The organism is Streptomyces sp. PU-14G, assembly GCF_041028275.1.
Taxonomy (GTDB): domain Bacteria; phylum Actinomycetota; class Actinomycetes; order Streptomycetales; family Streptomycetaceae; genus Streptomyces.
In genome coordinates this window covers 1-26033 of sequence record NZ_JASKYT010000041.1, presented here as the reverse complement: position 1 = coordinate 26033, position 26033 = coordinate 1, and the positions used below count along the sequence as shown (strand labels likewise).

21 protein-coding genes are annotated in these 26033 nt (G+C 72.5%); 12 read left to right on the top strand and 9 right to left on the bottom strand.

Going from position 1 to position 26033, the window contains the following annotated elements; translation table 11 throughout:
• Positions 1–93: 93 nt before the first annotated feature.
• The 4 genes from AB8Z75_RS07795 to AB8Z75_RS07780 all read right to left on the bottom strand — a co-directional run bounded on the left by AB8Z75_RS07795 (position 94) and on the right by AB8Z75_RS07780 (position 6486).
• A complete protein-coding gene (locus AB8Z75_RS07795; protein WP_369200666.1) occupies positions 94–2925 on the bottom strand; it encodes an NHLP bacteriocin export ABC transporter permease/ATPase subunit in 2832 nt (943 codons plus the stop codon).
• Between the two features lie 62 nt (positions 2926–2987).
• A complete protein-coding gene (locus AB8Z75_RS07790) occupies positions 2988–5105 on the bottom strand; it encodes an NHLP family bacteriocin export ABC transporter peptidase/permease/ATPase subunit (RefSeq protein ID WP_369200665.1) in 2118 nt (705 codons plus the stop codon).
• A 164-nt stretch (positions 5106–5269) separates the two neighbouring features.
• Positions 5270–6076, bottom strand: a complete 807-nt coding sequence (locus tag AB8Z75_RS07785; RefSeq protein ID WP_369200655.1) for an HlyD family efflux transporter periplasmic adaptor subunit — start codon at positions 6074–6076, stop codon at positions 5270–5272.
• Positions 6077–6291: 215 nt separating this feature from the next.
• Positions 6292–6486 carry a hypothetical protein gene (locus tag AB8Z75_RS07780; RefSeq protein ID WP_242750764.1) on the bottom strand — a complete coding sequence of 65 codons (195 nt, stop codon included), beginning with the start codon at positions 6484–6486 and terminating at the stop codon, positions 6292–6294.
• Positions 6487–6819: 333 nt separating this feature from the next.
• Here AB8Z75_RS07780 and AB8Z75_RS07775 point away from each other — a divergent pair, with 333 nt between their 5' ends.
• The 9 genes from AB8Z75_RS07775 to AB8Z75_RS07735 all read left to right on the top strand — a co-directional run bounded on the left by AB8Z75_RS07775 (position 6820) and on the right by AB8Z75_RS07735 (position 16208).
• Positions 6820–7920 (top strand): exo-alpha-sialidase, encoded by a 1101-nt coding sequence (locus AB8Z75_RS07775; RefSeq protein WP_369200654.1) that lies wholly within the window; start codon positions 6820–6822, stop codon positions 7918–7920.
• Between the two features lie 306 nt (positions 7921–8226).
• Positions 8227–9054, top strand: coding sequence for a TrmH family RNA methyltransferase (locus AB8Z75_RS07770; protein ID WP_369200653.1), 828 nt, complete (start codon positions 8227–8229; stop codon positions 9052–9054).
• A 186-nt stretch (positions 9055–9240) separates the two neighbouring features.
• Complete coding sequence (locus tag AB8Z75_RS07765) at positions 9241–9642, top strand: hypothetical protein (protein WP_369200652.1); 402 nt, start codon at positions 9241–9243, stop codon at positions 9640–9642.
• 10 nt (positions 9643–9652) lie between these two features.
• Positions 9653–12025 carry a DUF6571 family protein gene (locus tag AB8Z75_RS07760; RefSeq protein ID WP_369200651.1) on the top strand — a complete coding sequence of 791 codons (2373 nt, stop codon included), beginning with the start codon at positions 9653–9655 and terminating at the stop codon, positions 12023–12025.
• Positions 12026–12360: 335 nt separating this feature from the next.
• The gene (locus AB8Z75_RS07755; protein ID WP_369200650.1) at positions 12361–12624 is read left to right on the top strand and encodes a hypothetical protein; all 264 of its coding nucleotides are present in this window, start codon (positions 12361–12363) and stop codon (positions 12622–12624) included.
• A gap of 68 nt (positions 12625–12692) precedes the next feature.
• On the top strand, positions 12693–13415 hold the full coding sequence (gene npdG / locus AB8Z75_RS07750; protein WP_369200649.1) for an NADPH-dependent F420 reductase: 723 nt from the start codon (positions 12693–12695) through the stop codon (positions 13413–13415).
• 61 nt (positions 13416–13476) lie between these two features.
• On the top strand, positions 13477–14136 hold the full coding sequence (locus AB8Z75_RS07745) for a hypothetical protein (protein WP_369200648.1): 660 nt from the start codon (positions 13477–13479) through the stop codon (positions 14134–14136).
• Between the two features lie 317 nt (positions 14137–14453).
• Positions 14454–15956: an MFS transporter gene (locus AB8Z75_RS07740; protein ID WP_369200647.1), complete on the top strand. Its 1503-nt coding sequence runs from the start codon at positions 14454–14456 to the stop codon at positions 15954–15956.
• 45 nt (positions 15957–16001) lie between these two features.
• Positions 16002–16208 carry a hypothetical protein gene (locus AB8Z75_RS07735; protein ID WP_369200646.1) on the top strand — a complete coding sequence of 69 codons (207 nt, stop codon included), beginning with the start codon at positions 16002–16004 and terminating at the stop codon, positions 16206–16208.
• A gap of 19 nt (positions 16209–16227) precedes the next feature.
• Here the strand turns inward: AB8Z75_RS07735 and AB8Z75_RS07730 are convergent, their stop codons facing one another.
• The gene (locus tag AB8Z75_RS07730) at positions 16228–17025 is read right to left on the bottom strand and encodes a site-2 protease family protein (RefSeq protein ID WP_369200645.1); all 798 of its coding nucleotides are present in this window, start codon (positions 17023–17025) and stop codon (positions 16228–16230) included.
• 107 nt (positions 17026–17132) lie between these two features.
• Positions 17133–18026, bottom strand: coding sequence for an EamA family transporter (locus AB8Z75_RS07725; RefSeq protein WP_369200664.1), 894 nt, complete (start codon positions 18024–18026; stop codon positions 17133–17135).
• Between the two features lie 262 nt (positions 18027–18288).
• Between AB8Z75_RS07725 and AB8Z75_RS07720 the strand changes: the two genes are divergently transcribed.
• Together AB8Z75_RS07720 and AB8Z75_RS07715 are read left to right on the top strand one after the other, a co-directional pair.
• Positions 18289–19197, top strand: coding sequence for a LysR family transcriptional regulator (locus tag AB8Z75_RS07720; protein ID WP_369200644.1), 909 nt, complete (start codon positions 18289–18291; stop codon positions 19195–19197).
• Positions 19198–19396: 199 nt separating this feature from the next.
• Positions 19397–19759, top strand: coding sequence for a hypothetical protein (locus AB8Z75_RS07715; RefSeq protein ID WP_369200643.1), 363 nt, complete (start codon positions 19397–19399; stop codon positions 19757–19759).
• A 194-nt stretch (positions 19760–19953) separates the two neighbouring features.
• On the opposite strand, the gene AB8Z75_RS07710 is transcribed toward AB8Z75_RS07715, so the two are convergent.
• Entirely contained in the window at positions 19954–20358 is a 405-nt protein-coding gene (locus tag AB8Z75_RS07710) for a ChaB family protein (protein WP_369200642.1), read from the bottom strand.
• 268 nt (positions 20359–20626) lie between these two features.
• Between AB8Z75_RS07710 and AB8Z75_RS07705 the strand changes: the two genes are divergently transcribed.
• Positions 20627–24031 carry a BTAD domain-containing putative transcriptional regulator gene (locus AB8Z75_RS07705; RefSeq protein ID WP_369200641.1) on the top strand — a complete coding sequence of 1135 codons (3405 nt, stop codon included), beginning with the start codon at positions 20627–20629 and terminating at the stop codon, positions 24029–24031.
• Positions 24032–24072: 41 nt separating this feature from the next.
• Here AB8Z75_RS07705 and AB8Z75_RS07700 read toward each other — a convergent pair whose 3' ends face one another.
• Both AB8Z75_RS07700 and AB8Z75_RS07695 read right to left on the bottom strand, forming a co-directional pair.
• Positions 24073–24882 carry an ABC transporter permease gene (locus tag AB8Z75_RS07700; RefSeq protein WP_369200663.1) on the bottom strand — a complete coding sequence of 270 codons (810 nt, stop codon included), beginning with the start codon at positions 24880–24882 and terminating at the stop codon, positions 24073–24075.
• Positions 24883–24950: 68 nt separating this feature from the next.
• Entirely contained in the window at positions 24951–25952 is a 1002-nt protein-coding gene (locus AB8Z75_RS07695; protein WP_369200640.1) for an ATP-binding cassette domain-containing protein, read from the bottom strand.
• Between the last annotated feature and the right edge of the window lie 81 nt (positions 25953–26033).

The following is a 26033-nucleotide window of genomic DNA, read 5'->3' as shown; positions in this document are numbered from 1 at the left end:
CGCGGCACAGGGGCCGGGCGCCCCTGGGGCATGTGTCAGACCGTCACCTCCTCAGGGGGTGACGACTCGGCGACGTCTCCCTACCTCTGGGTCTCAGTACCTCTGGCGCCGCACCAGGTCGTGGAAGGGACCCGCGGTGTCGGCGAGGAGAGCGGCAGGAGTGCCCTCCTGCACCACGCGCCCCTCGGACATCACCAGGACGCGGTCGGCGTCCATGACGGTGGACAGCCGGTGGGCGATCACCACCCGGGTGGCCCGCAGGGCACGGGTGGACTCGGCCACCACCCGCTGGGTCTCGTTGTCCAGCGCGCTGGTCGCCTCGTCGAAGAACAGCACGCGGGGACGCCGCACCAGCGCCTGGGCGATCATCAGACGCTGCCGCTGGCCGCCGGAGACGGTGCCGCCGCCGTCGGACAGCACGGTGTGCAGGCCCATCGGCATGGCCTTGATGTCGTCGGCCACCCCCGCCATCCGCGCCGCCTCCCACACCTCCTCCAGCGGATAGGTCTCGGCGCCGCAGACGCACTCCAGGATGGAGCCCGCGTGCGGCTGCGCGTTCTGCAGCACGACCCCGCACTGGCGCCGCACCGCCGCCTGATCGAGGGCGGCCAAGTCCTGCCCGTCGTAGCGCACCTCGCCCGCGGTGGGACGCTCGAAGCCGATCAGCATCCGCAGCAGCGTCGACTTGCCGCAGCCGCTGGGTCCGACGACGGCGACGAACTCGCCGGGCCGCACCCGCATGGAGACCCCGTCCAGCACCAGCGGCCCGTCCTCGGTGTAGCGGAAGGACACCTCGCGGGCCTCGATCGACCCGCTCAGCTCACCCGGCCGCACGCTGCCGCCGCGCACCTCGGGCGCCTCCCGGAGGACGGGCTTGAGCTGCTCGTACATCGGCAGCGTGGCGGCGGCCGAGATCAGCGCGTTGGTCAGCTGCGTGACGGAGGTGAGCATCATCGTCATGGCCGTGGTGAAGGTGAGGAACCCGCTGGGGTCCAGGGCGCCCCGGGCAGGGCCTGCCAGCAGCACGAACAGCAGCAGCATCGCCAGCGGCAGGTAGACCGCGTTGACGACGGTGCTGAGGTTGCGGATGCGGCCCACCCGCCGCTGGAGCTCGCGGCTGCGCGCGAAGTCGGTGGCCCATGCGGCGTACGCGAACGACTCGGCCGCCGCGACGCGCAGCTTCGGCAGCCCGCGCAGCGTCTGGAAGGCCCGGTTGTTGAGCTTGTTGTTCAACGTCACCAACTGCCGCTGCCAGCGCAGCTGCCACAGCCCGAGGCCCGCGAACACCGCCGCGATGACGGCCAGCACACCCAGCGCCATCAGCGCCAGCGGCACGCTGTGGACCAGCAGCAGCACCAGGTTGACCGCGGCCACCGTGCCCGACTGCACCACGACGGAGCTGATGCCCGACAGCACCCGCCGGATCGCGCTGACGCCCAGCGCCGCGCTGGCCAGCTCCCCGGTGGAGCGCTCCGCGAAGAACCGGGTCGGCAGCCGCAGCAGCCGGTCCCACACGGCCGGCTGCAAGGAGGCCTCGATCCGCCCCTCGAGGCGCAGCAGTGCCGTGTTCTGCACCAGCATGAACGCCGCGGCCATCACCGTCGTGCCCACGAGCGCCGCCGCGGCCTGCGCGATGAGCCCCTTCTCCGCGTTCGGCACGTACACGCCGAGCACCTGCCCGGTGGCCACCGGCACCAGCGCGCCGAGGCCGACGGCCACCAGACCGCACGCCACGAGGGTCAGCAGGTCGCCGCGGGCGCCGTGCAGCGCGAAGCGCAGCAGCCGCCGTGCGGGCAGCGGCTCCTCGGGCAGCGGACGGTAGAACATCTGCGCCCGGGGTGCGAGCGTGGCCGCGTTCCGACTGCCGATCCGCCACCGGCTGCCGCTGCCCGGCTGCACCGCCTCGTACCGGCCGCGCCGCCACAGCAGCGCGACCGGGGCGCCGCTGGCCGCCCGCCGCCCCACCAGCGGCCCCGCGTTCTGCTTCCACCAGGTGCCCGTGAGCCGCACGGGACGGGTGCGCAACCGCGAGTGGTGCGCCAGCCGTTCGACGGGATCCGTACGCTCCTGGGAAGGCAGGCCGTCGTCGGGGACGTGCAGCGTGACCCCCGCGGCCTCGGCGACGGCCCGGCAGACGGCCACCACGGCGTCGTCCCCACCGCTGCCGCCCGCACCGCCCTGGTCACGGCCTGTGCCGCCGAGTGAGGCGAGCAGCGCCTGGTCGGCCTCCTCGCGCACGGCCTCGCCCGCCTCGATACCGGCGGCCGTGCGGTCCTCGTGGGCGCGCTCCAGCCGCTCGATCCAGCGGTCCAGTGTCAGCAGCAGCCGCGTCAACTGGTCGACCATGTGCTGCCAGGTCGGTCCGTCGATCAGGAACTCGGTGGCGTCCGTGCCGTAGCGCACGCTGCCGGGTGCCAGCGGCATCCACAGGATGTCCTCGTCGCCCCCGGCGCCGCCGTACTGCGCTGCGTAGGGGGAACCCTGCTGGGGCTGCCCGTCCAACGGCGCCTCGAACAGCACCCGCAGGCTCCGCCCGACGCCTCGCGCGAACGCGTCCTCCAGCGGCCCGAGCACCTGCTGCGCCGGCCACTGCCCGGCAGTCCCGGCGTAGCCGCCCTGCTGCGCCCACGGGTCCGCGTACCCGTCCCAGGCCAGCTCCCGCAGCGGTATCCGGCGCAGCACCCCGCCGCGCACCGGCCGCCCCACCAGGGTGTGGCGCGGGCCCTGGACCGGGCCGAGCAGCAGCGTGCCCGCCTGGAGCCTGCCCAGAAAGTGCCAGTGCCCGTCCCTGTCCGCGTCCACCGCGAAGACGTCCATCGCCCCCTCGGCCACCAGCCACAGCACGTGCGGCCCCTCCAGCGGCATGCCGCTGCCGGGCGTGTGCCACACCGCCGTGCCGAGCCCCGCGAAGTGCGAGAGCACCACGTCGGCCGCGGGGGCGACCTGCTGTGCGTACGTCACCTGGTACCTCGGTTCCTGGGTCGGACTCAGTGCTCCCGCACGAGTTGCGCGTACGGCCCCTGGGCGGCCAGCAGTTCCTCGTGGCGCCCCCGCTCGGCGACGGCGCCCCGTTCGAGCACCACGATCTCGTCGCTGTCGCGCACGGTGCTCAGCCGGTGGGCGATCACGACGCAGGCGCAGCCGCGGCGGCGCAGGTTGTCGATGATGACGGCCTCGGTCTCGGCGTCCAGCGCGCTGGTCACCTCGTCCAGTACGAGCACGCTGGGGCGGCGCACCAGGGCGCGGGCGATCTCCAGCCGCTGGCGCTGCCCGCCGGAGAAGTTGCGGCCGTCCTGCTCGACGCGGCTGTGGACGCCCCCGGGCCGCCGCGCGACGTCCTCGTAGAGCGCGGCGTCCCGCAGCGCGGCCTGCACCGCCTCGTCGCTCAGGGACGGGTCCCACAGCGCCACGTTGTCGCGCACCGTGCCCTCGAAGAGGAACACGTCCTGGTCGACGAAGGAGACGGAGGCGGCCAGCGAGCCGCGCGGCAGGTCCTCCAGGCGCTGCCCGTCGATGCGGATGGCGCCCTCCCACGGCGTGTACAGCCCGGCCAGCAGGCGCGAGACGGTGGACTTGCCGCTGCCGGAACCGCCGACGAGCGCGAGCTGCCTGCCAGGGCCGACCGCCAGCGAAAGCCCGGTCAGCAGCGGCTTGTCGAGCGGGTTGTAGCCGAAGGTGACGTTCTCCAGCGTCACGTGCCCGGCCAGCCGCCGGGTGCCGGCGGGCGGTTCGCGGCGCGTGTAGAGAGGGTCGGCGGGGAACGTCTCGACGTCCTTGAGGCGGGTGACGTCGGCGGCGAAGTCCTGGATGCGGCCCGCCACCGCGTTCAGCCGGGTCAGCGGCGCGGTGAAGCTGGTGACCAGCGCCTGGAAGGCCACCAGCAGGCCCGCCGTGATCGCACCGTCCACCGCGCGCGTTCCGCCGATCAGCAGGATCGCGGCGCTGTTGAGTGCGGCCAGCGTCGGCGCCACGACGGCGAGCGCCGCGCTGGGCACCCCCAGCCGCTGCTGCACGTCGAGGGTGGTGGCGTGCTGCCCCGCCCAGCGGCGGAAGTGCCCCGCCTCGCCGCCGGTCGCCTTCATCGTCTCGATGAGCTGGAGACCGCTGTAGGAGGTGTTGGTGAGCTTCGCCCGGTCGGCGCGCAGCTTCTGCGTCCCCGTCGCGCGCAGCCTGATCACGACCCGCATGGCGACGACGTTCAGCAGCGCGACCCCGACGCCGATCAGCGTCAGTTGGGGGTCGTAGGTCCACAGCAGCACCGCGTACGCGATCACGACCACCGCGTCCACGCCCGCCGCCGCCAGATCCCTGGCCAGGGTCTCGGCCACCGTGTCGTTGGACTGGAGGCGCTGCACCAGGTCGGCCGGGTTGCGCTGCGCGAAGAACGTCACGGGCAGCCGCAGCAGGTGCCGCAGGAAGCGCGCGCTGGTCAGCGTCGAGGAGATCAGCCGCGCCCGCAGCAGGTTGCCCTGCTGGAGCCCGGTGAGCACCGCCGTCAGTACGAGGGCCGCGCCCATCACGGCGAACAGCACGCCCAGCAGCGAGTCCCGCCCGGCGAAGACGAAGGTGTCGATGTACGTACGGCTCAGCGCGGGCACCGCCGCGCCGACGACCACCAGCAGGAAACTGGCCACCACCGCGGCCAGCATCGCCCCCGACGTGCCGCGCAGCCGCGCGGGCACGGCACCCAGGACGCCCGGCTTCCGGCCGCCCCGGCGAAAGGACTCGCCCGGCGCGAAGGTGAGCACCACTCCGGTGAACGCGCTGTCGAACTCCTCCATCGGCACGAAGCGGCGTCCGCGCGCCGGATCGTTGATGTGCACGCCGCGGCGGCCGAAGCGGCGGCCCATCCCGTCGAAGACGACGTAGTGGTTGAACTCCCAGAACAGCACGGCGGGGGCCCGCACCTCGGCCAGCGCCGCGGGCTCCATCTGCATGCCCTTGGCCGTCAGCCCGTACCCGCGCGCCGCCTTCAGCAGGCTGCTCGCCCGGGAGCCGTCCCGGGAGACGCCGCAGGCGATCCGCAGCTCCTCCAGCGGCACATGGCGCCCGTAGTGGCCGAGCACCATGGCCAGTGCCGCGGCGCCGCACTCGACGGCCTCCATCTGGAGCACCGTGGGCGTACGGACACTCCTGCGCGCCCCCGGACCGGGCGCCTTGGCCGCGGGGCGGGCCCGGTGCTCGTTGCGGCGCCGGCTGCGCCGCGGGTCGCGGTCGCGGTCGCGGTCCTGCTCTCCGGCGCGGGGCCCGGGCGTCCGGGGCGGGCCGGTCACGGCAGCAGCCAGTCGACGGGCCGCTGCGCGGCGAGGTGGACGGCGCCCCTGACCGGCGTCGCCGTCTCGAGTGTGAAGGGCGGCCCGTCGTCGCGGGACCAGGCATAACCCGACCGGGTAGCCGACGAGCGTGTCAGGGAGACCAGCACGGCGCGGGGCTTGCCGTCGCGGGTGAACCGCTCGGCGAGTTCCCGGTCGCCCAGGAAGCCGCGGATCTGCTGGGCGGTGCGGGGCACGCGCCCGACGGCCTTGACGGTGCCGCGCAGTTGCCCGAACCGGTCGGCGGGCGCCGAGCCGACACTCAGGTCGACGGTGGCTCCCACCGGAAGGGCCGCGCCCTTGTCGGCGGGGACGTAGAGCATCGCGACGAGGGGGTCGTCGTCGCTCTTGACCCGCTCGACGGCGGCCACGTCCGCGCCTGTGGTGACGACCGAACCGATCTCGGCGGCCAGCGAGGTGACACGGCCACGCGCCACCGTGCGCACGGCCCGCACCCCGCGGTCGGTCCGCACGCTCACCACGGGCACACCGTCCGCGACCGTCTCGCCCTCCCTCACGTGCACGGCGGTCACCTGCCCGGCGACCGGGCTCTGCAGCACGTAGCCGCCCTCCGCGTGGGTGAGCACGCCGGGCGCGGTCAGCTTGGAGGAGACCGTGCCGGTGACCGCCCACACGCAGCCGGCCGCCATGACGAGAAGCGTGACGAGGAGGAGAAGCAGCCCCTGCGGCCGTGCGAAACGCACCGGAACGTCGAGTTCTTCGGGCGACTGCAGTTTTGCCAGCGCCTTTTTCCGGAACTCCACGTCACCTTTCCTTCACTGTTTCACCGAAGTCGGCCACAGGGCGGGCGACAACGGCGCATGACCGTAACACATAAGCCCCGGAGCGAAGTCCGGGGCTTATGGTTCGGGCCCGCGTCACCGGAATGACGAGCGGTTCGGGTACGACGCGGTGAAGGTGTCGGTCAGTGACAGGCGTATGTCAGCCGATGACACCTTTATTTCGCCGGGCGGCTCGCTCAGGACTGGGCGCCCAGGGTGACGCCGACGCTGGGCAGGCCGTCGGTGCTGACACCGTTGACGGTGTTGCCGACCAGGCCTTCCACGCCGCCGACGGTCGCGCCGGCCTCGCTCACGGCCTCGTTGAGGATGCCGCCGGAGACGGCGTCCAGCTCGGCGTCGGCAAGCTCGGCGGTCTCGATGTGGTGACGCATGAATGCGTTTCCCTTCATTGCTTCCGGTTTTATGAGGGGGAATCACCCCAGGCGGCGTGAATAACCGCTCGGGGCGCTCATCAGCCGGGCCAGGACAGGCCTGGAAAAACGGGCACATCCGAAACCGGTAGCAGCGGTTCCGCCCGACTGTGCGAAGAGCAGAACACGCGGGAGAGGCCGCTGGCCACTTGAGGGCCCAGCCGTCTCAAGATCTCCACATGGTGCACCCGACGTTTATGGACCGGCACACCCTCTTCTTGACGGCTCCCCGCTGTGTGCCTACCTTCACCACAAGACAAGGGACGTCCTACCTCTGGCAGTTGGGGTCACTCGATGCCGTACGAGACTTCCGTACCGTTCCGCGCCGGAAGCGAGGGCTACGCCAGCTTCCGGATCCCCGCACTCGTGAGAGCACCCGACGGTGCCCTCCTCGCCTTCGCCGAAGGACGGGCCGACTCGGCCGACGACAGCGGCAACATCGACATCGTCCTCAAACGCTCCACCGACGGCGGTCGCACCTGGGGCCCGCTCACCGCCGCCGCCACCAACGGCGACGGCACCGCCGGCAACCCCGCCCCCGTCACCCTCCACGACGGCCGCGTCCTGCTCGTCCACGTCCGCGCCGCGGCCCACGCCACGGAAGAACGCATCCGCCGCGGCGAGGTCGCAGAACAGGACGGCCGCCGCGTCTGGCTCCAGTACAGCGAGGACGGCGGACGCGGCTGGGGCGCTCCCCGCGAGATCACCGGCGCCGTCAAGGACCCCGCCTGGCGCTGGTACGCCACCACGCCAGGACACGCCCTCCACCTGGCGGCCGGCGCCTCGGCCGGCCGGATCGTCGTCGCCGCCAACCACTCCACCCCGCCCACCGCACCGGGTGACGACGGCACCGAAGGCCGCTACAACGGCGGCCACGACCTGCTCAGCGACGACGGCGGCGCCACCTGGCGGATCGGCTACCGCGACGACGACCCCGACGGCCGCATCAACGTGAACGAGACGACCGCCGCCGAACTGGCCGACGGCACCGTCTACTTCAACACCCGCAACGACTCCCGCCTCCCCGCCCACCGCGCCGACGCCCGCTCCACCGACGGCGGCGCGACACTGACCGCGCCCTTCGCCCCCCAGGACGGCCTCACCACCCCCGTCGTGCAAGGCAGCGTCCTGCACCTGGGCGACCCCGACGTCCTCCTCTTCTCCGCACCGTCCAACCCGCTGACCCGCCACCGCATGGCGGTACGCGCCAGCACCGACGGCGGCGCCAGTTGGCGCGAGGCCCACGCCGTGGACGAACGGCGGGCCGCCTACAGCGACCTCGTACGGGCGGACGAGCACACCGTCGGCCTCCTCTACGAGACGGGCGAGGACAGCGCCTACGAGACGCTGACCTTCCGCCGCATCCCGGTCGGAGACCTCACCACCCCCACCTGAGCCGGCCACCACCCTGTGCCGCGCGCCCGCCCCTGCGCGCTCGCGCGCGCCTGCCGCACGCGCCTGCCCGGCGCCCGGCGCGCGCCTGCCCCGCACGCGCCGGGGGCCGCCCGCGCGCCGGGGGCCGCCTGCGTGCGCCCGTGTACGCGCGCTCGCCGCGACGGGCCGCCGGCCGACGGCCACGCCGCGACGGGCCGCCGGCCGACGGCCACGCACGTCCGCGCCCGCCCACGTGAGCCAACTGCCGCCCTGTGCCGCGCGCCCGCCCCTGTGAGCGAGCCGTCGGCCGACGGCTACGCTCCCCGCATGCACACCGTGCGGATCACGACCCGCAACGCCCGCTTCCAGCAGTGGCACGCCCTCCTGGCCAACCGCACCAAGCGGCAGCGCGGTGGGGAGTTCCTCGTCCAGGGCGTGCGCCCCCTCAGGCTGGCCGTCGAACACGGCTGGCCGCTCACCGCCCTGCTGTACCCGGCGGGCCGCCGCCTGACCGACTGGGCGCGCTCCCTCCTCGACGCGCCCGACGTGCCCGGCGACCGCGTCGCCATGGCCCCCGAGCTCCTGGCCGAACTGAGCGAACGCGAGGACGGCGACGCCGAACTGGTCGCCGTCGCCCGCATGCCCGGCGACGACCTCACCCGCATCCCCGTCGGCCCCTCCTTCCTCGGCGTCCTCTTCGACCGCCCCACGAGTCCCGGCAACATCGGCACCCTCATCCGCTCCGCCGACGCCTTCGGCGCCGACGGCCTCGTCGTCACCGGCCACGCCGCCGACGTCTACGACCCCAAATCCGTCCGCGCCTCCACCGGGTCCCTCTTCTCCCTCCCCGCGGTCCGCGTCCCCTCACCCCGCGACCTCGACGCCTGGCGGGAAGACCACGACATCACCCTCGTCGGCACCGACGAAGCAGGCGACGACCTCCTCTTCGACACCGACCTGACAGGACCGACCCTCCTGCTGATCGGCAACGAGACCACCGGTCTCAGCAACGCCTGGCGCGAGCGCTGCGACCGCACCGTACGCATCCCCATGCACGGCGCCGCCAGTTCCCTCAACGCCGCCAACGCCGCCACGGCCGTCCTCTACGAGACGGCCCGCCAACGCCACGTGGCGGCCCGCGCCGGAGCGCTGTAGTCCGCAAGCCCCTGACCGCGACGGTTGACGCCAGACGTCCTGGGGACTGTAAGGTCGCCCCTCGTCACGGTACGCACCGACGCGGACACAGCCCGCGGTGCGCGAACACGGGGGATCGAGTTCGCCGACGACAGGGGGGAAGGCGTGTCCTTCGAACAGGAATGGTCCCGCGCGCGAGAAACCGCCATGCGGCTCAACGGGGCCGAGAGCCCGCCGACAGGGGGCGAGGGCGGGGCGGACCTGGTCGTGACGCCCTCCGACAAGGCAGCCGCGGCCAAGTTCATCAAAGAGGACCTCGGCCCGGCGGCCACCTACGAGGGCGGCAAGGCGACACTCGCCTCGACCAGCGTCTTCGGCAGCAGCAACACCACGCCCGGCGTACTGCGCGGCTGGGACACCCGCAAAGGGCTCGACTTCTGCCTGGAGCGCTGGGGCGAGGCGTGGCAGAAGATCTCCCACCGGCTCCACGGCGAGATGAACGCCCTGTACGGCACGAAGACCGCCTTCGAGGTCACGGAGGCCGATCGGGTCCGCAGCCTCAACGAGGCTCTCGAGCCGGTGCACGGCAGCCGACTCGACGACCTGTGAGGCGGACAACGTGGAACTGACCTACCACGACATCATGAACGCCGACTTCTCCTCCCTCACCGAAACAGCCAAGAACTGGCGCATCCTGAGGGACCGCTGCGACATCTTCCACGACGCCTACCACGGCAACATCAGGAAAAAGCTCAAGGGCTGGTCAGGGGAGTCCGCGGACGCGTTCTGGAAGTCGTCGAAGATCACTGCGCACGAGTTCGCCGCGGCCAAGAAGCAGGCGGGGAAGATCGCAGACCTGCTGGACGACTGCCACAACCGGCTCATCGAAGCCCGGGAGCACCTGAAGAAGGTCCGCGACCAAGCCGTCAACGAGGGCGGCATGAAAGTCGACGCCTACGGCAAGTGCAACCTCGACACCAGCGGCATGACGAGCGACGAGGCGCAAAGCGCCCTGCGCGACCCCGGCAGGGCGGACGAGGAAACCAAGTGGAACGGCCGTATCAGGGACGCGGTCCAACACGTCGACGACGTGGACTACGAGAACATGCTCACCCTCAAGGCCGCCGCCACCGACAAGGACGGCAAGGGCGAGGACGGCGGTTTCAACAGCGCGGCCGTCGGGGACGTCGAGACGTACACGGCCAGGCGTGCCGCCGACCTCACCGACCGCCTCGACTCCGCCAAGGACGGCGGCGGACTCACCGCGAGGCAACGCCACGAGCTCGGAGTCCTGCTCCGGGCCCACTCCGAGGACAAGAAGTTCGCGCGCACGATGCTCGACTCTCTCGGACCGGGCGGACTGGTCGACGCCGCGCACCACCTCAACACCCTGGCGGACGGCAACGACCGGGGAAGCCGGCAGTTCTCCGGGATGCGGGACGACCTCGCCACCTCGTTGGCGACAGCGACCAGAGTCCCGGTCTTCCGCGACGGCAACGGGAAGGCGCTGGACGCCAGTCAGCCGGAGTACGCGAAGAAGTACCGCGCCTGGCTCAAGAGCGAGGACGGCGCCTTCTACGACAGATGGCGCGACGACATGCGCGAGTTCGGCCCGAAGGAACGTACACAGACCTTCGGACCGGCCGGAACCAAGCCGCAGACCGAGGTCTCCTGGCGGGGCTACCCCGAGTTGGTGACCCTGATGGAACACGGAGACGGCTACTCCCCGCAGGTGCTCCACGATCTGGCGGACGGCGTGCGCAGCGCCGAGGACAAGGACCCGCACCTGTGGGACTACGCGGGCAGCGCCGAAGGAGAGAACGACCCTCTCGACCGTCTCCTCGGCATCATGGCGAAGGACCCCGACACCGCCGCCAGTTATCTCAACCCCGCGTCGGACCCGAACCCCGCGAACGGCGAACCGGAGAAGAACGACCGCCTCGAATACCTCGTCCAGGACAGGGACTGGAAGTTCCTCGACTCGCCGGGGACCGCGCTGGGCCCGGCGACCAGCAACGAGGGCGACAAGGTCGCCGCTGACGCCCGCGACGGTTTCGAAGCGGCTCTGAAGGCCGGAGCCACCGGCCGCCTCCCCGACGCCGTCGCCGGTGTGGACACGCCGAAACACTCGGCGGCCAACGCGGGCGTCATGGAAGAGGCCGTGCGGGTGTTCGGTTACGACCCGGATGAGGGCGGTCAGTCGCCTATCGCCAAGGACCAGGACTTCGAGAAGTTCCGCGGGACTCTCGGGGAGATGATCGCCGACTACCCAGGCGACGTGCAGCGAGAGGTGACCGGCGACAGGGAACTTCCGGTGCGGGGGCACGCCGCGCACTTCGATCCGGGAGCGTTGCACGAGTACCTGAACCAGGTCGGCCGCGACCCCTATGGCTACGGAGTCGTGAAGTCCTCCCAGCAGATGTACGCCATCGAGCATCTCCAGGAGGTAATCCAGAGCATGCCCCCGGGGGCCGATGCGAGCGACGCCCGCGACTATGCGGGTGACGCCGTCTCCGGTGGCGCTTACGTGTCCGGGGTGCTCAGTGAGGCCAAGGCGGACGGTCTGTACGAGGACGAGGTCGGTGAGGCTGAGGACTACAACAAGAAGGCGGACGAAGCCGGTAAGTGGGTCAACCGATTCGTCGGTCTGGGTACGGGCAACCTGGGCCCCGCGCAGGGGGGAGCCCTGGTGTCCACGCCGTTGGGGTGGGCGCAGGAGGGGCTGAGCGAGGCAGTTCTGGAAGAGGTGAAGAGAGATGTGCCTGAGGAGGCTAAAAAGGCCGAAACGCAGGGTCGATACGAATTTACTGACTCGCAAATCAATTTGCGGGACCTCTACATAGACTGGGGGAATCGCCTAGGGCGGGAAGCTCACTTGGATACCGACATCAGGGAAGCCGTCGTAGACGGGGTGCGAACGGAGTCCGTTGCCGGGTTCCAGAACGGTGCCGGTACTTCACGCTCGCACGCGACTGGAACATCGGGAGGGTAGGCGGAGAAATGATGAGAGGTTTTCGCCGTCCTGCAGCCGTTGCCCTTCTTGTCGTTCTTGGTGTGTCTCTTTCTTCCTGCAGTGGTTCTCCCGAGCGCGCGTACGGTGTGCCCAATGTCCTCTGTGGATTGGACATACCAGAAAAGTACTATTCTCCGCTGTTCGGTCCGGGGGAAAGAATCGCGAGAGACGACAAATACGTGCGGTTGGGAAGCATGGTGGCATCTTCACAAGGGTGCTACTACTACGTCGATGGCACGCGCACGGTGTACGTCTCTGGGCAATGGGTGAAGCCGAACGACGAAGTGGCGCCCTCCACCCCGTATGAAGCCGTCATGGAGCACAAGCCCGCCGACAAGCCCAAGAAGTATCCCGGCCGGTACGAGGTCGCCACGTGGGGGAGGGGGGCCGTTGCGGGGTTCGACTGTGCTCGGGCGCCCGGTGATGACGACGCCGCGTTCACCAGGTACCTGATCGACATCTACGCGAACGACTCGGAAGTCGAGGACGATCCCGAGCGGGCGCACGAGACGTTCGGGAAGTTGGCGCAGGCCGTGATGGCCGAGGCCGCGCAGAAGCTGTCGTGTGCGGACGGATGACGGGCAGGTGGGCGGCGTGATCACCTTCACGGTGGCTGTCGGCCGCGCACGGCGCGAGAGGTGGCAGTATGCGGCGTATGAATGCAGCTGCCTCTGACGCCGCCGGCACCACCGCACCGAAGAAGGACCCGTGGGACCTGCCCGATGTGTCCGGGATGACCGTCGGCGTGCTCGGCGGGACCGGGGACCAGGGGCGGGGGCTGGCGTACCGGCTGGCCCGGGGCGGCATGGCCGTCGCCGTCGGGTCGCGGGCCGCGGAGCGGGCCCGGCAGGCGGCCGAGGAGATCGGGCACGGCGTCGAGGGCGTGGACAACGCCGAGTGCGCGCGCCGCTCCGACATCGTGATCGTCGCCGTTCCGTGGGAGGGCCACGCGAAGACGATCGAGTCGCTGCGTGAGGAGCTGCGCGGCAAGCTCGTCGTGGACTGCGTCAACCCGCTCGGTTTCGACAAGAAGGGCGCCTACGCGCTCGTCCCCGAGGAGGGCAGCGCAGCCGAGCAGGCCGCGGCGCTGCTGCCCGAGTCGCGGGTCACCGCCGCCTTCCACCACCTGTCCGCCGTGCTGCTTGCCGACCCGGAGGTGGAGGAGATCGCCACGGACGTGATGGTGCTCGGCGAGAAGCGTGCCGACTGCGAGATCGTGCAGGCGCTCGCCGCCCGCATCCCCGGCATGCGCGGCGTCTTCGCGGGCCGGCTCCGCAACGCCCACCAGGTGGAGTCGCTGGTCGCCAACCTCATCTCCGTCAACCGCCGCTACAAGGCGCACGCGGGCGTCCGCCTCACCGACATCTGAAGCCGCCGCGCGCGGACACGGACAAGGACACGGACAAGGGCACGGGCGGGTAGCGGGTGGGATGGGGAAGCGCAGAATCCCCGGCGGCGGTCTGACGGTCGCCGCCGTGGTGGCGGCCGTCCTCGCGGCCTGTTCGAGTTACGGCGGTACGAAGGACGACAGCGGGGGCGGCGAGGAGAAGAAGCCGACCAGGTCGCCGCTGAGTGTCGGCACCCTGCGGAAGCTGGCCGCGGAGCCGGGCACGACCTGTCCCGTGCCCTACGACGTGCCTGCCGCGCTGCGGGCCGCCGGCGCGGAGGTCGACCGGGTGGAGCCCGGATCCGTGGACGGCGAGCTGCCCGACGGCCTCGACACCCCGCTGGCGCGGGCGAACGGCGCGCTGATCGTCTGCGGCTACCGGGTCGGCGCCGAGCGGGCCCGCCTCTTCACCGTGGGGGTGGCCCGGGGGGACGCCGTCGACGTCATGCTGCCGCAGATCCAGCACGACGCCCGGATGGGGCGGGGCGCGCTGCGCCGGTACGCGGAAGAGGTCCGCGAGTCCGAGCCCGGTGACGCTCCTGTTGTCGCCCCCGGCGGCAGCGTCGCCGCTGCCCGGCTTCGGACCGCCGGCGGCGGGGACCTGGCCCTGGTGGTCACGGTCGGCGACGACGGCCGGACCCGGCTGTCCCGGCACCGGGTCGGTGCCCTGACGCGGCACCTCGCCGACCAGGCACGCCGCTGACACGCGCCGCTGACACGCGCCGCTGACACTTCTCCCCTGCGGGTCCTGTTCCCGCGAGGGTGCCACTGTCCGCGGCGCGTGCCGTCCGTGGCGGTCCGCGGGTGCGCTGTGGCTGGTCGCGCAGTTCCCCGCGCCCCTGCGGGGCTCGCGCGCCGGGCGCACGGCAGGTATCAGCCGCGGAGGTTCGGGAACCCGCTGTGACCGGACATGCGGGTCCCGCGCGCCCCGCCCATGATGGGGTGAGCGGTGACCGGCCACAGGGGCGTGCCCGCCAGCAGGCCACAGGGGCGCGCCCGCCAGCAGGCACGGAGGCACGGATGGGACAGGAGCCGGCGCCCGCCACCGGGCGGACCGGAGCGAGTGGGACGACGGGGACGGCGAGCGCCGCGGATCAGGCCTACACGCCCGATCCGCGGCGTTGGAAGGCGCTGTCGGTGTGCCTGCTGGTCGGCTTCATGTCGCTGCTGGACGTCTCGATCGTGAACGTCGCCCTGCCCGCGATCGAGCAGGGGCTCGGTGCCTCCGAGTCCGCTCTCTCGTGGGTCGTGTCCGGCTACGCGCTCACGTTCGGGCTCGTCCTGGTGCCGTCGGGGCGGATCGGTGACGCGCTGGGCCGCCGCACCGCCTTCCTCGGCGGGCTCGTCCTGTTCACTGCCGCTTCGATGGCCTGCGGGTTCGCCCAGGGGGCCGCGTGGTTGGTGATCGCACGGCTGGTGCAGGGCATCGGGGGCGGCCTGATCATGCCGCAGATCTCCGGCATGATCCAGCAGCTCTTCCGCGGTGCCGAGCGCGGCAGGGCGTTCGGGATGCTGGGGTCCACGATCGGCCTCTCGACGGCCGTCGGACCGCTGCTGGGCGGTCTGCTCATCGCGGCTTTCGGCGCCGCAGAGGGCTGGCGGTGGGTCTTCTTCGTCAACCTGCCCATCGGGGTCGTGGCCTTCCTTCTGGCCCTGCGCCTGGTTCCGCCCGCGTGTGCGGAGGGCGACACGGCGCACCGGCAGACGCTCGACCCGGTCGGTGTCCTGCTGCTGGGGGCCGGGGTCATCGCCGTGATGCTGCCGCTCGTGCAGGAACGGCAGTGGCACGGCCAGACCAAGTGGCTGCTCGTCCCGCTCGGCGTTCTGCTGGCCCTCACCTTCCTGTGGTGGGAGCGCAGGTACCAGCGGCACGGCAAGGAGCCCCTGGTGGACCTGCGGTTGTTCAGCGAGCGGTCGTACTCGTTGGGCGCTCTGCTGGGGCTGCTCTACTTCGCCGGCTTCACGACGATCTTCTTCATTTTCACGCTCTTCCTGCAGAACGGGATGCGCTACAGCGCTCTCCAGGCCGGGCTCACGCTCACGCCGTTCGCCGTCGGCTCCGCGGTCTCGGCCGCGGTCGGCGGCCGTTTCATCACCCGTGTCGGGCGCCCCCTGATCGCCGCTGGTCTGGCCCTGGTGCTGCTCGGGCTCGGCGGCGCGAGCCTCGCCGTGCACGAGGTGCAGAACAGCGCCGTCGGCTGGGCCCTGGTGGCGCCGATGCTGTGTTCGGGGCTCGGCTCGGGGCTGGTGATCTCCCCCAACCAGACCCTCGCCCTCCAGTCGGTGCCCGTCGCGCAGGGCGGTGCGGCGGGAGGTGTCATCCAGACCGGTCAGCGGATCGGCTCCGCCGCCGGGATCGCCGCGGTCGGTGCCGTCTTCTTCGCCTGGCTCGCCAGCAGCCGCAACTGGGCGACCGCGTTGGACTACGGGCTGCTCACGGCGCTGTGCTTCGTCGCCGCCGCGCTGGTGGTGGCTCTCGTGGACGTGGTGTACGGGCGGCGGCTCGCCCGCCGGGAGGGGTGAGGGAGAATGGCGGGCGCACACCCTTCTCGCATTGGAGCCCGATCCATGTCAGCCCCCGCCCGCCGTGCCCCCAGGGGCCTCGCCCTCTACGCGACCGTCCTGTGCCTGCTGGCCGTCGTCGCCGCCGTGGTCTCTTTCGCGAACGGCAGCTGGCTCGGCGCGATCTGGGTGCTGCTGGCCGGTCTGACCTCCAACATGGCCTGGTACTACCACCGCCGCCGGCCGTCCGCGCCGACGGAGAGCGCCGGCTGAGGACGGGCCCGGGAAAGCCTCAGGGAAGCAGCACGTTCTGGGGCTCGCCCTCCCAGAAGCGGAAGTACTCCAGGCCGAGGTACGTCTCCAGCTCGGAGACGCCCATGCCGCGCAGGATGGTGTCGACGACGTCCCAGAAGACGTCGTTGACCTGGGGGATCCACAGGCATCCGAAGACGATGAGGAGTCCGAAGGGTGCGAAGGGCTCGGCCTGTCTGCGGGCGGCGGGGGAGAGCCAGGGTTCGATGACGCCGTAGCCGTCCAGCCCCGGTACGGGCAGCAGGTTCAGCAGTGCGGCCGTCACCTGGAGCAGGGCGAGGAACGCGAGCGCGCTGCGGAACGCGACGGGCACGTCGTGTACGCCGTGGAGCCAGAACGGCGCGGTGAGCACCCCGGCGAACAGCGCGTTGGTGGCAGGGCCCGACGCGGAGATGAGGCTGTGCTTCCAGCGTCCCGGGATGCGGCCGCGTTCGATGTAGACGGCCCCGCCGGGGAGACCGATGCCCCCGAGGATGACGAAGACCACGGGCAGCACGATGCTGAGCAGCGCGTGGGTGTAGCGCAGCGGGTTGAGGGTCAGGTAGCCCTTCGCGCCGACCGAGACGTCTCCCGCGCCGAGCGCGGTGCGTGCGTGCGCGTACTCGTGGAGGCACAGGGAGACGATCCACCCGGCGACGACGAAGAAGAAGACGGAGACACCCGTCACGTCCGCCCAGCCGTACCAGACGGCCCAGCCGGAGACCGCCATGATCGCGACGAGCCCGAGGAAGACCGGGCTGATCCGGTGGTGTTCCGGATGGGGAGAGGCGCTGGTCATGGGCCCTGACCGTACCGGCAGTACGGGGGCCCCGCGAACCCCGCGCGCGAGGCCGGACGCGCGGCGCCCCGGGCGCGTGGTCCGCGGGTGACCTCCCTGGCGCCGCCCTACGCGCGGACGCGGCAGGTCTCGGGGCGGGTGCGCTGCCCGCTGCCGGTGAGGGAGACGAGGACGACGCCGCCGATCAGGAGGGCCGCGGCGGCGGTGTCCACGGGGGAGATGCCCTCGTGCAGGAGCGTGGCGGCGGAGGTCATGCCGAACACGGGGACCAGGAGGGAGAAGGGGGCGACCGCGGAGGCGTCGTAGCGGCGCAGCAGGTAGCCCCAGGCTCCGAAGCCGAACAGGGTGGCGATCCAGGCGACGAAGCCGAGCGCGGCCACCCCTCCCGCGTCCAGGGAGCGCAGGGCGGCGAGGTCGGCGGAGGGCCCCTCGAACAGCAGCGAGAGCGCGATCAGCGGAAGCGGCGGTACGAGGCTGACCCACACCATCCAGGCCAGCGCGTCCTCGGGGGCCGCTTTGCGGGTCAGCACGTTGGAGACGCCCCAGGCGAACGCGGCGGCGACGACGAGCAGGAAGGCGCCGAGCGGTCCCGCGGTGCCCTGGCCGGCGGCGGCGACCACGATGCCCGCGACCGAGACGGCCATGCCGAGAAGCCGGGTGCGGCCCAACCGTTCGCCCAGGGCCGCGGCGGCGAGGACGGCCGTGAAGACGGCCTGCGCCTGCAGGACGAGGGAGGACAGACCGGCAGGCATGCCGTGTTCCATGCCGATGAAGAGCAGTCCGAACTTCGCGACTCCGAGGGAGAGCCCGACGCCGACCACCCACCGCAGGGCGACGCGGGGCCGGCGGACGAAGAAGACGGCGGGCAGGGCGGCGAGGAGGAAACGCAGCGCGGAGAACAGCAGCGGTGGGAAGTGCCGCAGGCCGATCTCGATGACGACGAAGTTGACGCCCCACAGAGCGGCGACCAGGACGGCGAGGGCGAGGTGGAGGGGAGACAGGCGCATGATCCGATCGTCACCGCACTCGACCGTTCAGCACCAGCACGGCTTCGTGCATGGTTGGATTCAGCAATGCTGAACAATCCATGGACACTGAACAGTCCATGGATGCCGAACAGTCCATGAGTGCTGAACGGTTGCTGAACGGTCCGTCGGTGCTCAACGGGCCAGCGGTACCGCACAGACCAGCGGTGCCGAACACGCGGAGCGGCGGTGGACGCTCGGCGGTACGCCACGCAGTCGGAGCCCCGGAGGGTGCGTCATGCTCGATCTGTCCCGGTTGCGTGCGCTGCACGCCGTGCGGACGCACGGCTCGGTCGGCGGGGCCGCGCAGGCGCTCGGTTACACCCCGTCCGCCGTCTCCCAGCAGATCGCCAAGCTGGAGCGGGAGACCGGCACGAGGCTGCTGGAGCGGCAGGGGCGCGGCATCGCTCTGACCGACGACGCGCTGCTGCTCGTCCGTACGGCGGGCGAGATGCTCGCCCTCGCCGAGCGGGCCGAGGTGGCGCTGGAGGAGCGCAGAGGCCGCCCGGCGGGCAGGCTGCGGCTGGCGGCCTTCCCCAGCGGGGCGCGCGGCCTGATGCCCGCCGTCCTGGCCCGGCTGTGTGCCGACCATCCCGACCTCGACCTGCGGATGTCGGAGGTCGACCCGCACCTGTCGGTCGGCCTGGTGGCGCGTGGCGAGGTCGATCTCGCGCTCGCCCACGACTGGGACGTGGCACCGGCGTCGGCGCCCGAGGGGGTGCGCAGGACACCGCTGGGCGACGACCACTGCGACGTCCTGCTTCCGGCCGGGCACGAGATGGCCGAGCGTGCCGCGTTGGTCACGGCGGACCTGGCGGGCCGGCGCTGGGTGTGCCAGCCGCCCGGCACGGTCTGCCACGACTGGCTCCACACCACGTTGCGCGCTGCCGGGCAGGAGCCGGACGTCGCCTACCAGGTCGCCGAGTTCGCGACGCAGGCCGCTCTGGTGGCCGCCGGTCTGGGGATCGCCCTCCTGCCGCGCCTGGGGCGTGGCCCGCTGCCCGACGGCGTGGTGCTCCGCCCGCTGGAACCGACGCCCACCCGCCACCTGTTCGCCCTCACCCGCGCCGGCGTGTCCCACCGCCCGGCGATCCGGGCCGCGCTGGGTGCGCTGCGGCAGGCCGCGGCGGCCCGGATGTCACCCTGAGCCGTCATGGGCCGTCTCCGTGGGCCGTGAGGGTGGTGTCGGCTCGCCGGGCGGGTGACCTGCGGTCAGGAGACGTCCCGGCGGTGGAATGTCGCTGGTCTCTCACATGTGCACCCCGCGCGGCAGCGTGCGGGGGCGCGCATGCCCCGAAGCGCGCCAGGACGGTGCAGCGGGCAGGGCAGGCCGAAAGGACAGTTCCATGACGAAGTGGAAGGCGGCGCGCCGCGTGCGGGCGCTGACGGTGGTCGCGGCGGCGGTGACCTCTCTGGTGGGCGTACTGCCGGCGGCGGCGTCCGCGGCCGACGAAGGGCCCGGGTCGGGCAGCCGCCTGCCGCACCGCGGCTACATGTGCGACCGGGTGGAGCACGACCGGGGCGCGGGCGTGGGGAGCGGCGACTGCCGTGCGGTGCGTACGCCTCGCCACGGCCACATCCGGGACGCTTTCGTGATCGAGAGCCGCCGCACGCACTACCGGATGGTCTGCACGAGCAAGCGGGGTCAGGTCTCCGGTTACGCCAACGTGCCCAAGTGGGTCCGCGGGGTCAGCTGCCACCGTGCCTGAGACGCCGCCTCGGCGGCGCGTCCCGGACCGGTCGCCGCTCCCGCGGGGGTGGCAACCGGTCCGGGACGACGACCGGCGGCCGGCGACCGGGCGGGACGGCCACTCGCGACCAGCCCGACCGGTGACCGGTGACCGGCGATCGGCGACCGATGACCGGCGAGCGGCCCAAGCGGGCTCAGCCGGCCGGAGCGGGTTCAGCCGGAGCGGGCCTGCCGGGTCCGCGACCGGTTGGACTTGCGGATGGCGTCTTCCAGCTCCGGTTTCGTCATCCGCGAGCGGCCCTCCACCCCGAGCCGTTTGGCCACGTCGTACAGGTGCTGTTTCGGGGCGCCTTCGTCGACGCCCTCACCGCTGCGTCCGCCCCGGCCGCGCGGGCGCGCGGACTGCGGATCGGACGGCCCCTTGCGGGCGCCCTTCTTGCGTTCCCAGTGGTCGCCGACCTTCTCGTGCGTGTGTTTCAGCGCGCCGTACGCCGTCTGATGGGCGCGCCGGCCCTCGCCGTACTCCTTGACGGCCGAGTCGTGCGCCTTCGCCCAGGTGCGCTGGGCGCTGTCCGGGGAACGGCGGAGCGTCGAGGGCAGCTCCTCGCGAGCGGGCATCCGGGGTACCTCCGCTGGGCAATGCGCCTGTGCGCGTGCGTGAGCGCGTGCGCATAAGCGTGCGCGCGTACGTGTGCGTACGTACGGGCGTCGAGTGCCCTGCCGCATACCGGGCGAAACCGCCCCTACGGCGTCGCCGGGCCGGCGCGGTGGGGAGGCCTTCCCGGGCGCCCCCCGTCCCGGGAGGGGCGGCTGCGAGCAGCCCGGTGCCCAGGCGGGCGGCTGGCGGGCGGCTGCCGTCGGACACCTGTCCGCCCGGTGGCAGTATGTGGGGGTGCGCTACCTCTACCGCGTTCTGGGTACCACGCAGGTTCTCCGCGAGGACGGCACGGCCGTGCCGGTCGGTGGGGCGCGGCTGCGTGCGCTGCTGACCGCGCTGGCCCTGGCGGGAGGACGGCCCGTACGTACCGGGCAACTGGCCGCCGCCGTGTGGGCGGAGGACGAGGACGCCCCCGCGGAGGAGACGGCCGCCGTCCAGGCGCTCGTGGGCAGGGTGCGCAGGTCGTTGGGGCGGGACGCGGTCGTCTCGGTGGAGGGCGGCTACCGGCTGGCGGTGACGCGCGACGACGTCGACCTCTTCCGGTTCGAACGCCTGGCCACCGAGGGCGCGGAGGCGCTCGCGGACGGCGATCCGGTCAAGGCCGCGGCGCTGCTCGACGACGCCCTCGCGCTGTGCGGCGGGCCTGCGCTGGCCGACCTGCCCGACGGGGGAGGGCCCGCCGCGGTACGGGCGGCGGACCGCGAACTGACCGCGCGCCGCGACCGGGTGCGGGCCGCGCTCGCCCTCGACCAGGCCGAGACGGTGCTGCCCGGCGCGCGCGAGCTGGCCGCCGGGCATCCCCTGGACGAGTCGCTCCAGGCTCTGCTGCTGCGCGCCCTGCACGGCGCGGGCCGCACCGCCGAGGCCCTGGCGTCGTACGAGACCGTCCGCGCCCGGCTCGCCGACCGCCTGGGCGCCGGCCCGGGCCCCGAACTCCGCGCGCTGCACGCGACGCTGCTGGCCGCCGACGACCCCGCGCCGCCTCCGCCTGCGCTTTCGCCTGCGTCCCCGCCTCCGACTCCGCCTGCGTCCCCGGGGCACCGGCCCGCTGCCGTCCGGCCCGTCGGCAACCTGCGTACCCGGCTGACCTCCTTCGTCGGGCGCGAGGAGGAGATCGGCGCCCTCGGGGCGGAGCTCGGCTGCGCGCGGCTGGTGACGCTCACCGGGCCCGGCGGCGCGGGGAAGACCCGCCTGTCGCTGGAGACGGCCGCCCGCACCGGCGCGGACCGGCGCGGCGCGTGGAAGGACGGCGTGTGGGTGGCCGAACTGGCGTCCGTGCGGGGGCGGAACGGGCCCGGGCAGGTCGCCGAGGCCGTCCTGACCGCGCTCGGCGGCCGGGAGACCGTCCTGATCGGCTCCACCGCCGAGAGTCTGCACGCGGCGACCGACCGCACGGCCGGCGACCCCCTGGCCCAGCTCGTCGAGCACTGTGCGGCCCGCCGCATGCTGCTGGTGCTGGACAACTGCGAGCACGTCATCGACGCGGCGGCGCGAGTCGTCGAGACGCTGCTCGTGGAGTGCCCCGGCGTGACCGTGCTCGCCACCAGCCGCGAACCGCTGGGCGTGCCGGGGGAGTCGGTGCGGCCCGTCGGGCCGCTGCCCGAGCATGTCGCGCTGCGGCTGCTGGCCGACCGGGGTGCCCGTGCGCGTGAGGGGTTCAGCACGGACGAAGAACCCGAGGCGTGCGCGGAGATCTGCCACCGCCTCGACGGGCTGCCGTTGGCGATCGAGCTGGCCGCGGCCCGGCTGCGCTCGCTCACCCCCGGCCAGCTCGCCCGGCGCCTCGACGACCGGTTCCGGCTGCTGACCAGCGGAAGCCGTACCGTCCTGCCCCGGCAGCAGACCCTGCGCGCGGTCGTCGACTGGTCCTGGGAACTGCTGGAGGAGCCCGAACGCACGGTGCTGCGGCGGCTGTCGGTCTTCGCGGGCGGCTGCGAGCTGGAACAGGTCGAGGAGGTGTGCGGGGCCGCACGGGAGGGCGGCGCGGGCGCTGACACCGCCGCACTGCTGGGTTCCCTTGTCGACAAGTCGCTGGTGGTCGCCGTGCCCGGCGACGGCCGGACGACCGGGATGCGGTACCGGCTGCTGGAGACCGTCGCGGAGTACGCCGCCGAGAAGCTCGAAGCCCTGCCCGGCGAGCGGGAGCGGGCCGAGGCCCGCCACCTGGTCGCCTACCGCGAGCTGGCCCGCACCGCCGAGCCGCTCCTGCGCGGACCCCGGCAGGCGGTCTGGCTGGACCGGCTGGAGCGCGAGCACGACAACATCCGCACCGCGCTGCGCCGTGCCGTCGCCGCCGGCGAGGAGCAGGAGGCGCTGTGCCTGGTGCTGTCCATGGGCTGGTTCTGGCAGCTGCGCGGGCACCGCGCCGACTCCCGCGCCTGGGGGGAAGCCGCCTCGCGCCTGGGCCCCGGCCCCTTCACCGACCCGCCGCGCCCGGTGCCGCCGCTGCACGAGTCGGCCACGCACGATCCGCCGCCCATGAGCGAGGAACAGCTGTGGGAGGCCAGACGCGGGGTGCGGCTGATGGTGCTGGCCGACGCCGAGGACGGTGTCGAACGGCTGCAGAGCCCCGAGCGGCAGGCCGAGTTGGTCAACATCACGCGCGCCTACACCCCCGGGATGCCGCAGGTCTGCCGCCTCCCCGGCTGCATGTGGCTGTTCGCCTGGCTCATGAGCGGCCACCACGAGGCGCTCCACGAGGTCGCCGACGCGCACGTCCAGGGCTGCCGCGACCTGGGCTACGAGTGGGAGCTGGGCTTCGCGCTCCAGCTGCGCTCGAAGATCACCAGCGACCGCCCGGGCGCCTGGGAGACGTCCGGCGCCGACGCGGACGAGAGCCTGGAGATCTTCCGCAGGCTCGGGGACGCCTGGGGTGAGGCGGAGGCGCTGTCGGGCCGGGCCGAAGCGCTCAGCGCACGCGGCGAGTTCGTCCAGGCGGCGACCGACTACCGGCTGGCCATCTCCCGCGCTCAGGAGCTGGGCGCGCACAGCCAGGTGCCGCACCTGAAGTCCCGGCTCGGCTCCGTACTCGTGGAGCTGGCGGGCCCCGAGCTGGTCGCCGAGGGCGAACGGCTGATGCGGGAGGCGGTCGAGGAGGCCGAACGCGTCGGAGGGGATGGGCCCAACTTCGCGTCGATCCAGCTGGCGGTCCACCTGATCCGCACGGGGGAGCCGGAGGCGGCCCGTGCGCTGCTGGAGCCGCTGGAGCGGGAGTTCGAGGACAGGGCGCCGCAGCTCTTCGCCGGAATGGTGCAGTCCATGCTCGCCTGGGGGTACGTCGTGGCGGGCGAGCCGGCCGAAGCCCTGGCCAAGCTGAGGACGTCCATCGGCAAGACCCGCGACGCGATGGCGGACGCGGTCACACCGCATCTGACACTCACCCAGCTCGTGACGGCCGTGCGGGCGCTGGCAGCGCTCGGCCGGGGCACGGAGGCGGGTCGGCTGCTGGGCGCCTACGACGCCTGTTCCGACCTGCCCAGAAGGCAGTTTCTGCACCCCGTCGAGCGCGAGTCACGGCAGGCCGCCGAGGAGGCGGTACGGGCGATGCTGACGCCCGAGGAGTACGCCGTAAGCCACACCGAGGGCGGCGGCCTCACTCTCGAGGAGGCCGTCGCCCTGGTCCAGGGGGCCTGACGGAGGGCGGTGCCTGACGGAGGGTGCCGCCAGGCCACGCCTCAGACCTTCTTCCGGAACTTCGCGATGGCGAACGGCGCCGTGACGAGGGTGAGCCCCACCGCCCAGATCACCGTCCACATCACGGGGCCTGCCACCGCGCCCTCGCCCAGCATCAGCCCCCGGGCGGAGTCGGCGACATGCGTCAACGGATTGACCTTGGTGAACGCCTCCAGCCAGCCGGGCATCGTGTCCGTCGAGACGAACACCGAGGAGCCGAACTGCAGCGGCATCAGCACCAGGAACGAGATGCCCTGGACGGCCTGCGCCGTCTCCATCGACAGCCCGACCAGGATGAAGATCCACAGCAGGGACGCGCCGAACAGCGCCGTCAGACCGACGGCTCCCAGCATCCCAAGCCAGTTCCCGTTCAGGTCGAACCCGCACAGCAGGCCCACGGCCAGCAGCACGACGATGGCCACCAGCATGCGGCCGACCTCGACCAGCGACTTGGCTATCAGCACGGAGGAGCGGGCGATCGGCATGGACCGGAAGCGGTCCATCACTCCCTTGCGGAAGTCCTCGTTGATGCCCGTACCCACCGCCATCGCGATGGACATGCTCATCATGCCCATCATGCCGGGGATCAGATACTGCACGTACTGGTCCCGGCTGGCGCCGCCGCCCCCGCCGCCGATCGCGCCGCCGAAGACGTAGACGAACAGCAGGGTGAAGACGATGGGCATCAGCAGGGCGTCCATCATCGACTCCGGGTCCTGCTTGATCTGCAGGGCGCAGCGGCGCACCAGCGCGCCGATGTGCCGCAGATTGGCCCGCAGCCCGATCCGTCCGTCGTCCGCTCCCGGCTTCACCTGCTCCGGTCCCGTGCCGGGCCCCGCGGGGGTTTTCCCGGATTCGGGTGCCTTGATGGTGGCGGTACTCACGCCGCGACCTCCTCGAGTGCGTTCTCGTCGTCGTTGTGGGTGGCCTTCTGGCCGGTGAGCGCCAGGAACACCTCGTCCAGGCTGGGCAGGTGGGTGGCGATGTCGGCGATCGCGAAACCGCGCGTCCCCAGCAGCCCCACCACGGCGGTCAGCTGTTCGTCGCTGACGATCGGGACGCTCACCACGCCCTGGGCCTCGTCGGCAGTGGCACCCGCCACCCCGTCCAGACCCGCTTGCGCGAGGGCGCCGACCATCCGCGTCAGCTCGCCCGGATCGGCGGGACGGATCTCCAGCGTGCGGCCACCCACCTTCGCCTTCAGCTCGGGCACCCGGCCCTCGGCGATGACCCGGCCGCGGTCCACGACCGTCAGCTCGCTGGCGAGCTGCTCGGCCTCCTCCATGTACTGCGTCGTGAGCAGCACCGTGTTGCCTTCGGCCACGATGTTCTGCACCTCTTCCCACACCTCGTTGCGGGTGCGCGGGTCGAGACCTGTGGTGGGCTCGTCGAGGTAGAGCACCTTCGGCCGGCCGATCATGGACGCCGCCAGGTCGAGCCTGCGGCGCATGCCGCCGCTGTACTTGCTCGCGGGGCGCCGGGCCGCCTCGGTGAGGGAGAACCGCTCCAGCAGCTCGTCGGCGCGCGTGCGCGCCTCGGAGCGGGGCAGATCGAGCAGGCGCCCGATCATGTAGAGGTTCTCCCAGCCGGACAGCTTCTCGTCCACCGAGGCGTACTGCCCGGTGAGGCCGATCGTGCGGCGCAGTTGACGGGGCTGGCGCACCACGTCGTACCCCGCGACCATCGCCGTGCCGGCGTCCGGCTGCAGCAGCGTGGACAGCATCCGCACCAGCGTCGTCTTGCCCGCCCCGTTCGGGCCGAGGACCCCCATGACCGTGCCCTCGCGCACGTCGAGGTCGATGCCGTCGACGGCCTTCGTCTCCCCGAAGTGCTTGACCAGGCCGCGGACCTCGACCGCGTTCGTCGTCTTCTCGCTCGTCATGTCAGTCAATGTGCCAGGTGCCACCGACAAACCACCGACACGCCGCCGACAGTCCGCCCCTGGCGGTGCCGGCGCCCGCCC

Excerpts from the sequence above, each read along its gene's own strand:
- AB8Z75_RS07790 (WP_369200665.1), bottom strand. The coding sequence starts at position 5,105 with ATGGAGGCCGTCGAGTGCGGCGCCGCGGCACTGGCCATGGTGCTCGGC.
- AB8Z75_RS07770 (WP_369200653.1), top strand. The coding sequence starts at position 8,227 with ATGCACACCGTGCGGATCACGACCCGCAACGCCCGCTTCCAGCAGTGG.
- AB8Z75_RS07780 (WP_242750764.1), bottom strand. The coding sequence starts at position 6,486 with ATGCGTCACCACATCGAGACCGCCGAGCTTGCCGACGCCGAGCTGGAC.
- AB8Z75_RS07695 (WP_369200640.1), bottom strand. The coding sequence starts at position 25,952 with ATGACGAGCGAGAAGACGACGAACGCGGTCGAGGTCCGCGGCCTGGTC.
- AB8Z75_RS07745 (WP_369200648.1), top strand. The coding sequence starts at position 13,477 with ATGGGGAAGCGCAGAATCCCCGGCGGCGGTCTGACGGTCGCCGCCGTG.
- AB8Z75_RS07730 (WP_369200645.1), bottom strand. The coding sequence starts at position 17,025 with ATGACCAGCGCCTCTCCCCATCCGGAACACCACCGGATCAGCCCGGTC.
- AB8Z75_RS07715 (WP_369200643.1), top strand. The coding sequence starts at position 19,397 with ATGACGAAGTGGAAGGCGGCGCGCCGCGTGCGGGCGCTGACGGTGGTC.
- AB8Z75_RS07740 (WP_369200647.1), top strand. The coding sequence starts at position 14,454 with ATGGGACAGGAGCCGGCGCCCGCCACCGGGCGGACCGGAGCGAGTGGG.
- AB8Z75_RS07775 (WP_369200654.1), top strand. The coding sequence starts at position 6,820 with ATGCCGTACGAGACTTCCGTACCGTTCCGCGCCGGAAGCGAGGGCTAC.
- AB8Z75_RS07735 (WP_369200646.1), top strand. The coding sequence starts at position 16,002 with ATGTCAGCCCCCGCCCGCCGTGCCCCCAGGGGCCTCGCCCTCTACGCG.
- AB8Z75_RS07710 (WP_369200642.1), bottom strand. The coding sequence starts at position 20,358 with ATGCCCGCTCGCGAGGAGCTGCCCTCGACGCTCCGCCGTTCCCCGGAC.
- npdG (WP_369200649.1), top strand. The coding sequence starts at position 12,693 with ATGCGGCGTATGAATGCAGCTGCCTCTGACGCCGCCGGCACCACCGCA.
- AB8Z75_RS07755 (WP_369200650.1), top strand. The coding sequence starts at position 12,361 with ATGGAGCACAAGCCCGCCGACAAGCCCAAGAAGTATCCCGGCCGGTAC.
- AB8Z75_RS07720 (WP_369200644.1), top strand. The coding sequence starts at position 18,289 with ATGCTCGATCTGTCCCGGTTGCGTGCGCTGCACGCCGTGCGGACGCAC.
- AB8Z75_RS07765 (WP_369200652.1), top strand. The coding sequence starts at position 9,241 with ATGCGGCTCAACGGGGCCGAGAGCCCGCCGACAGGGGGCGAGGGCGGG.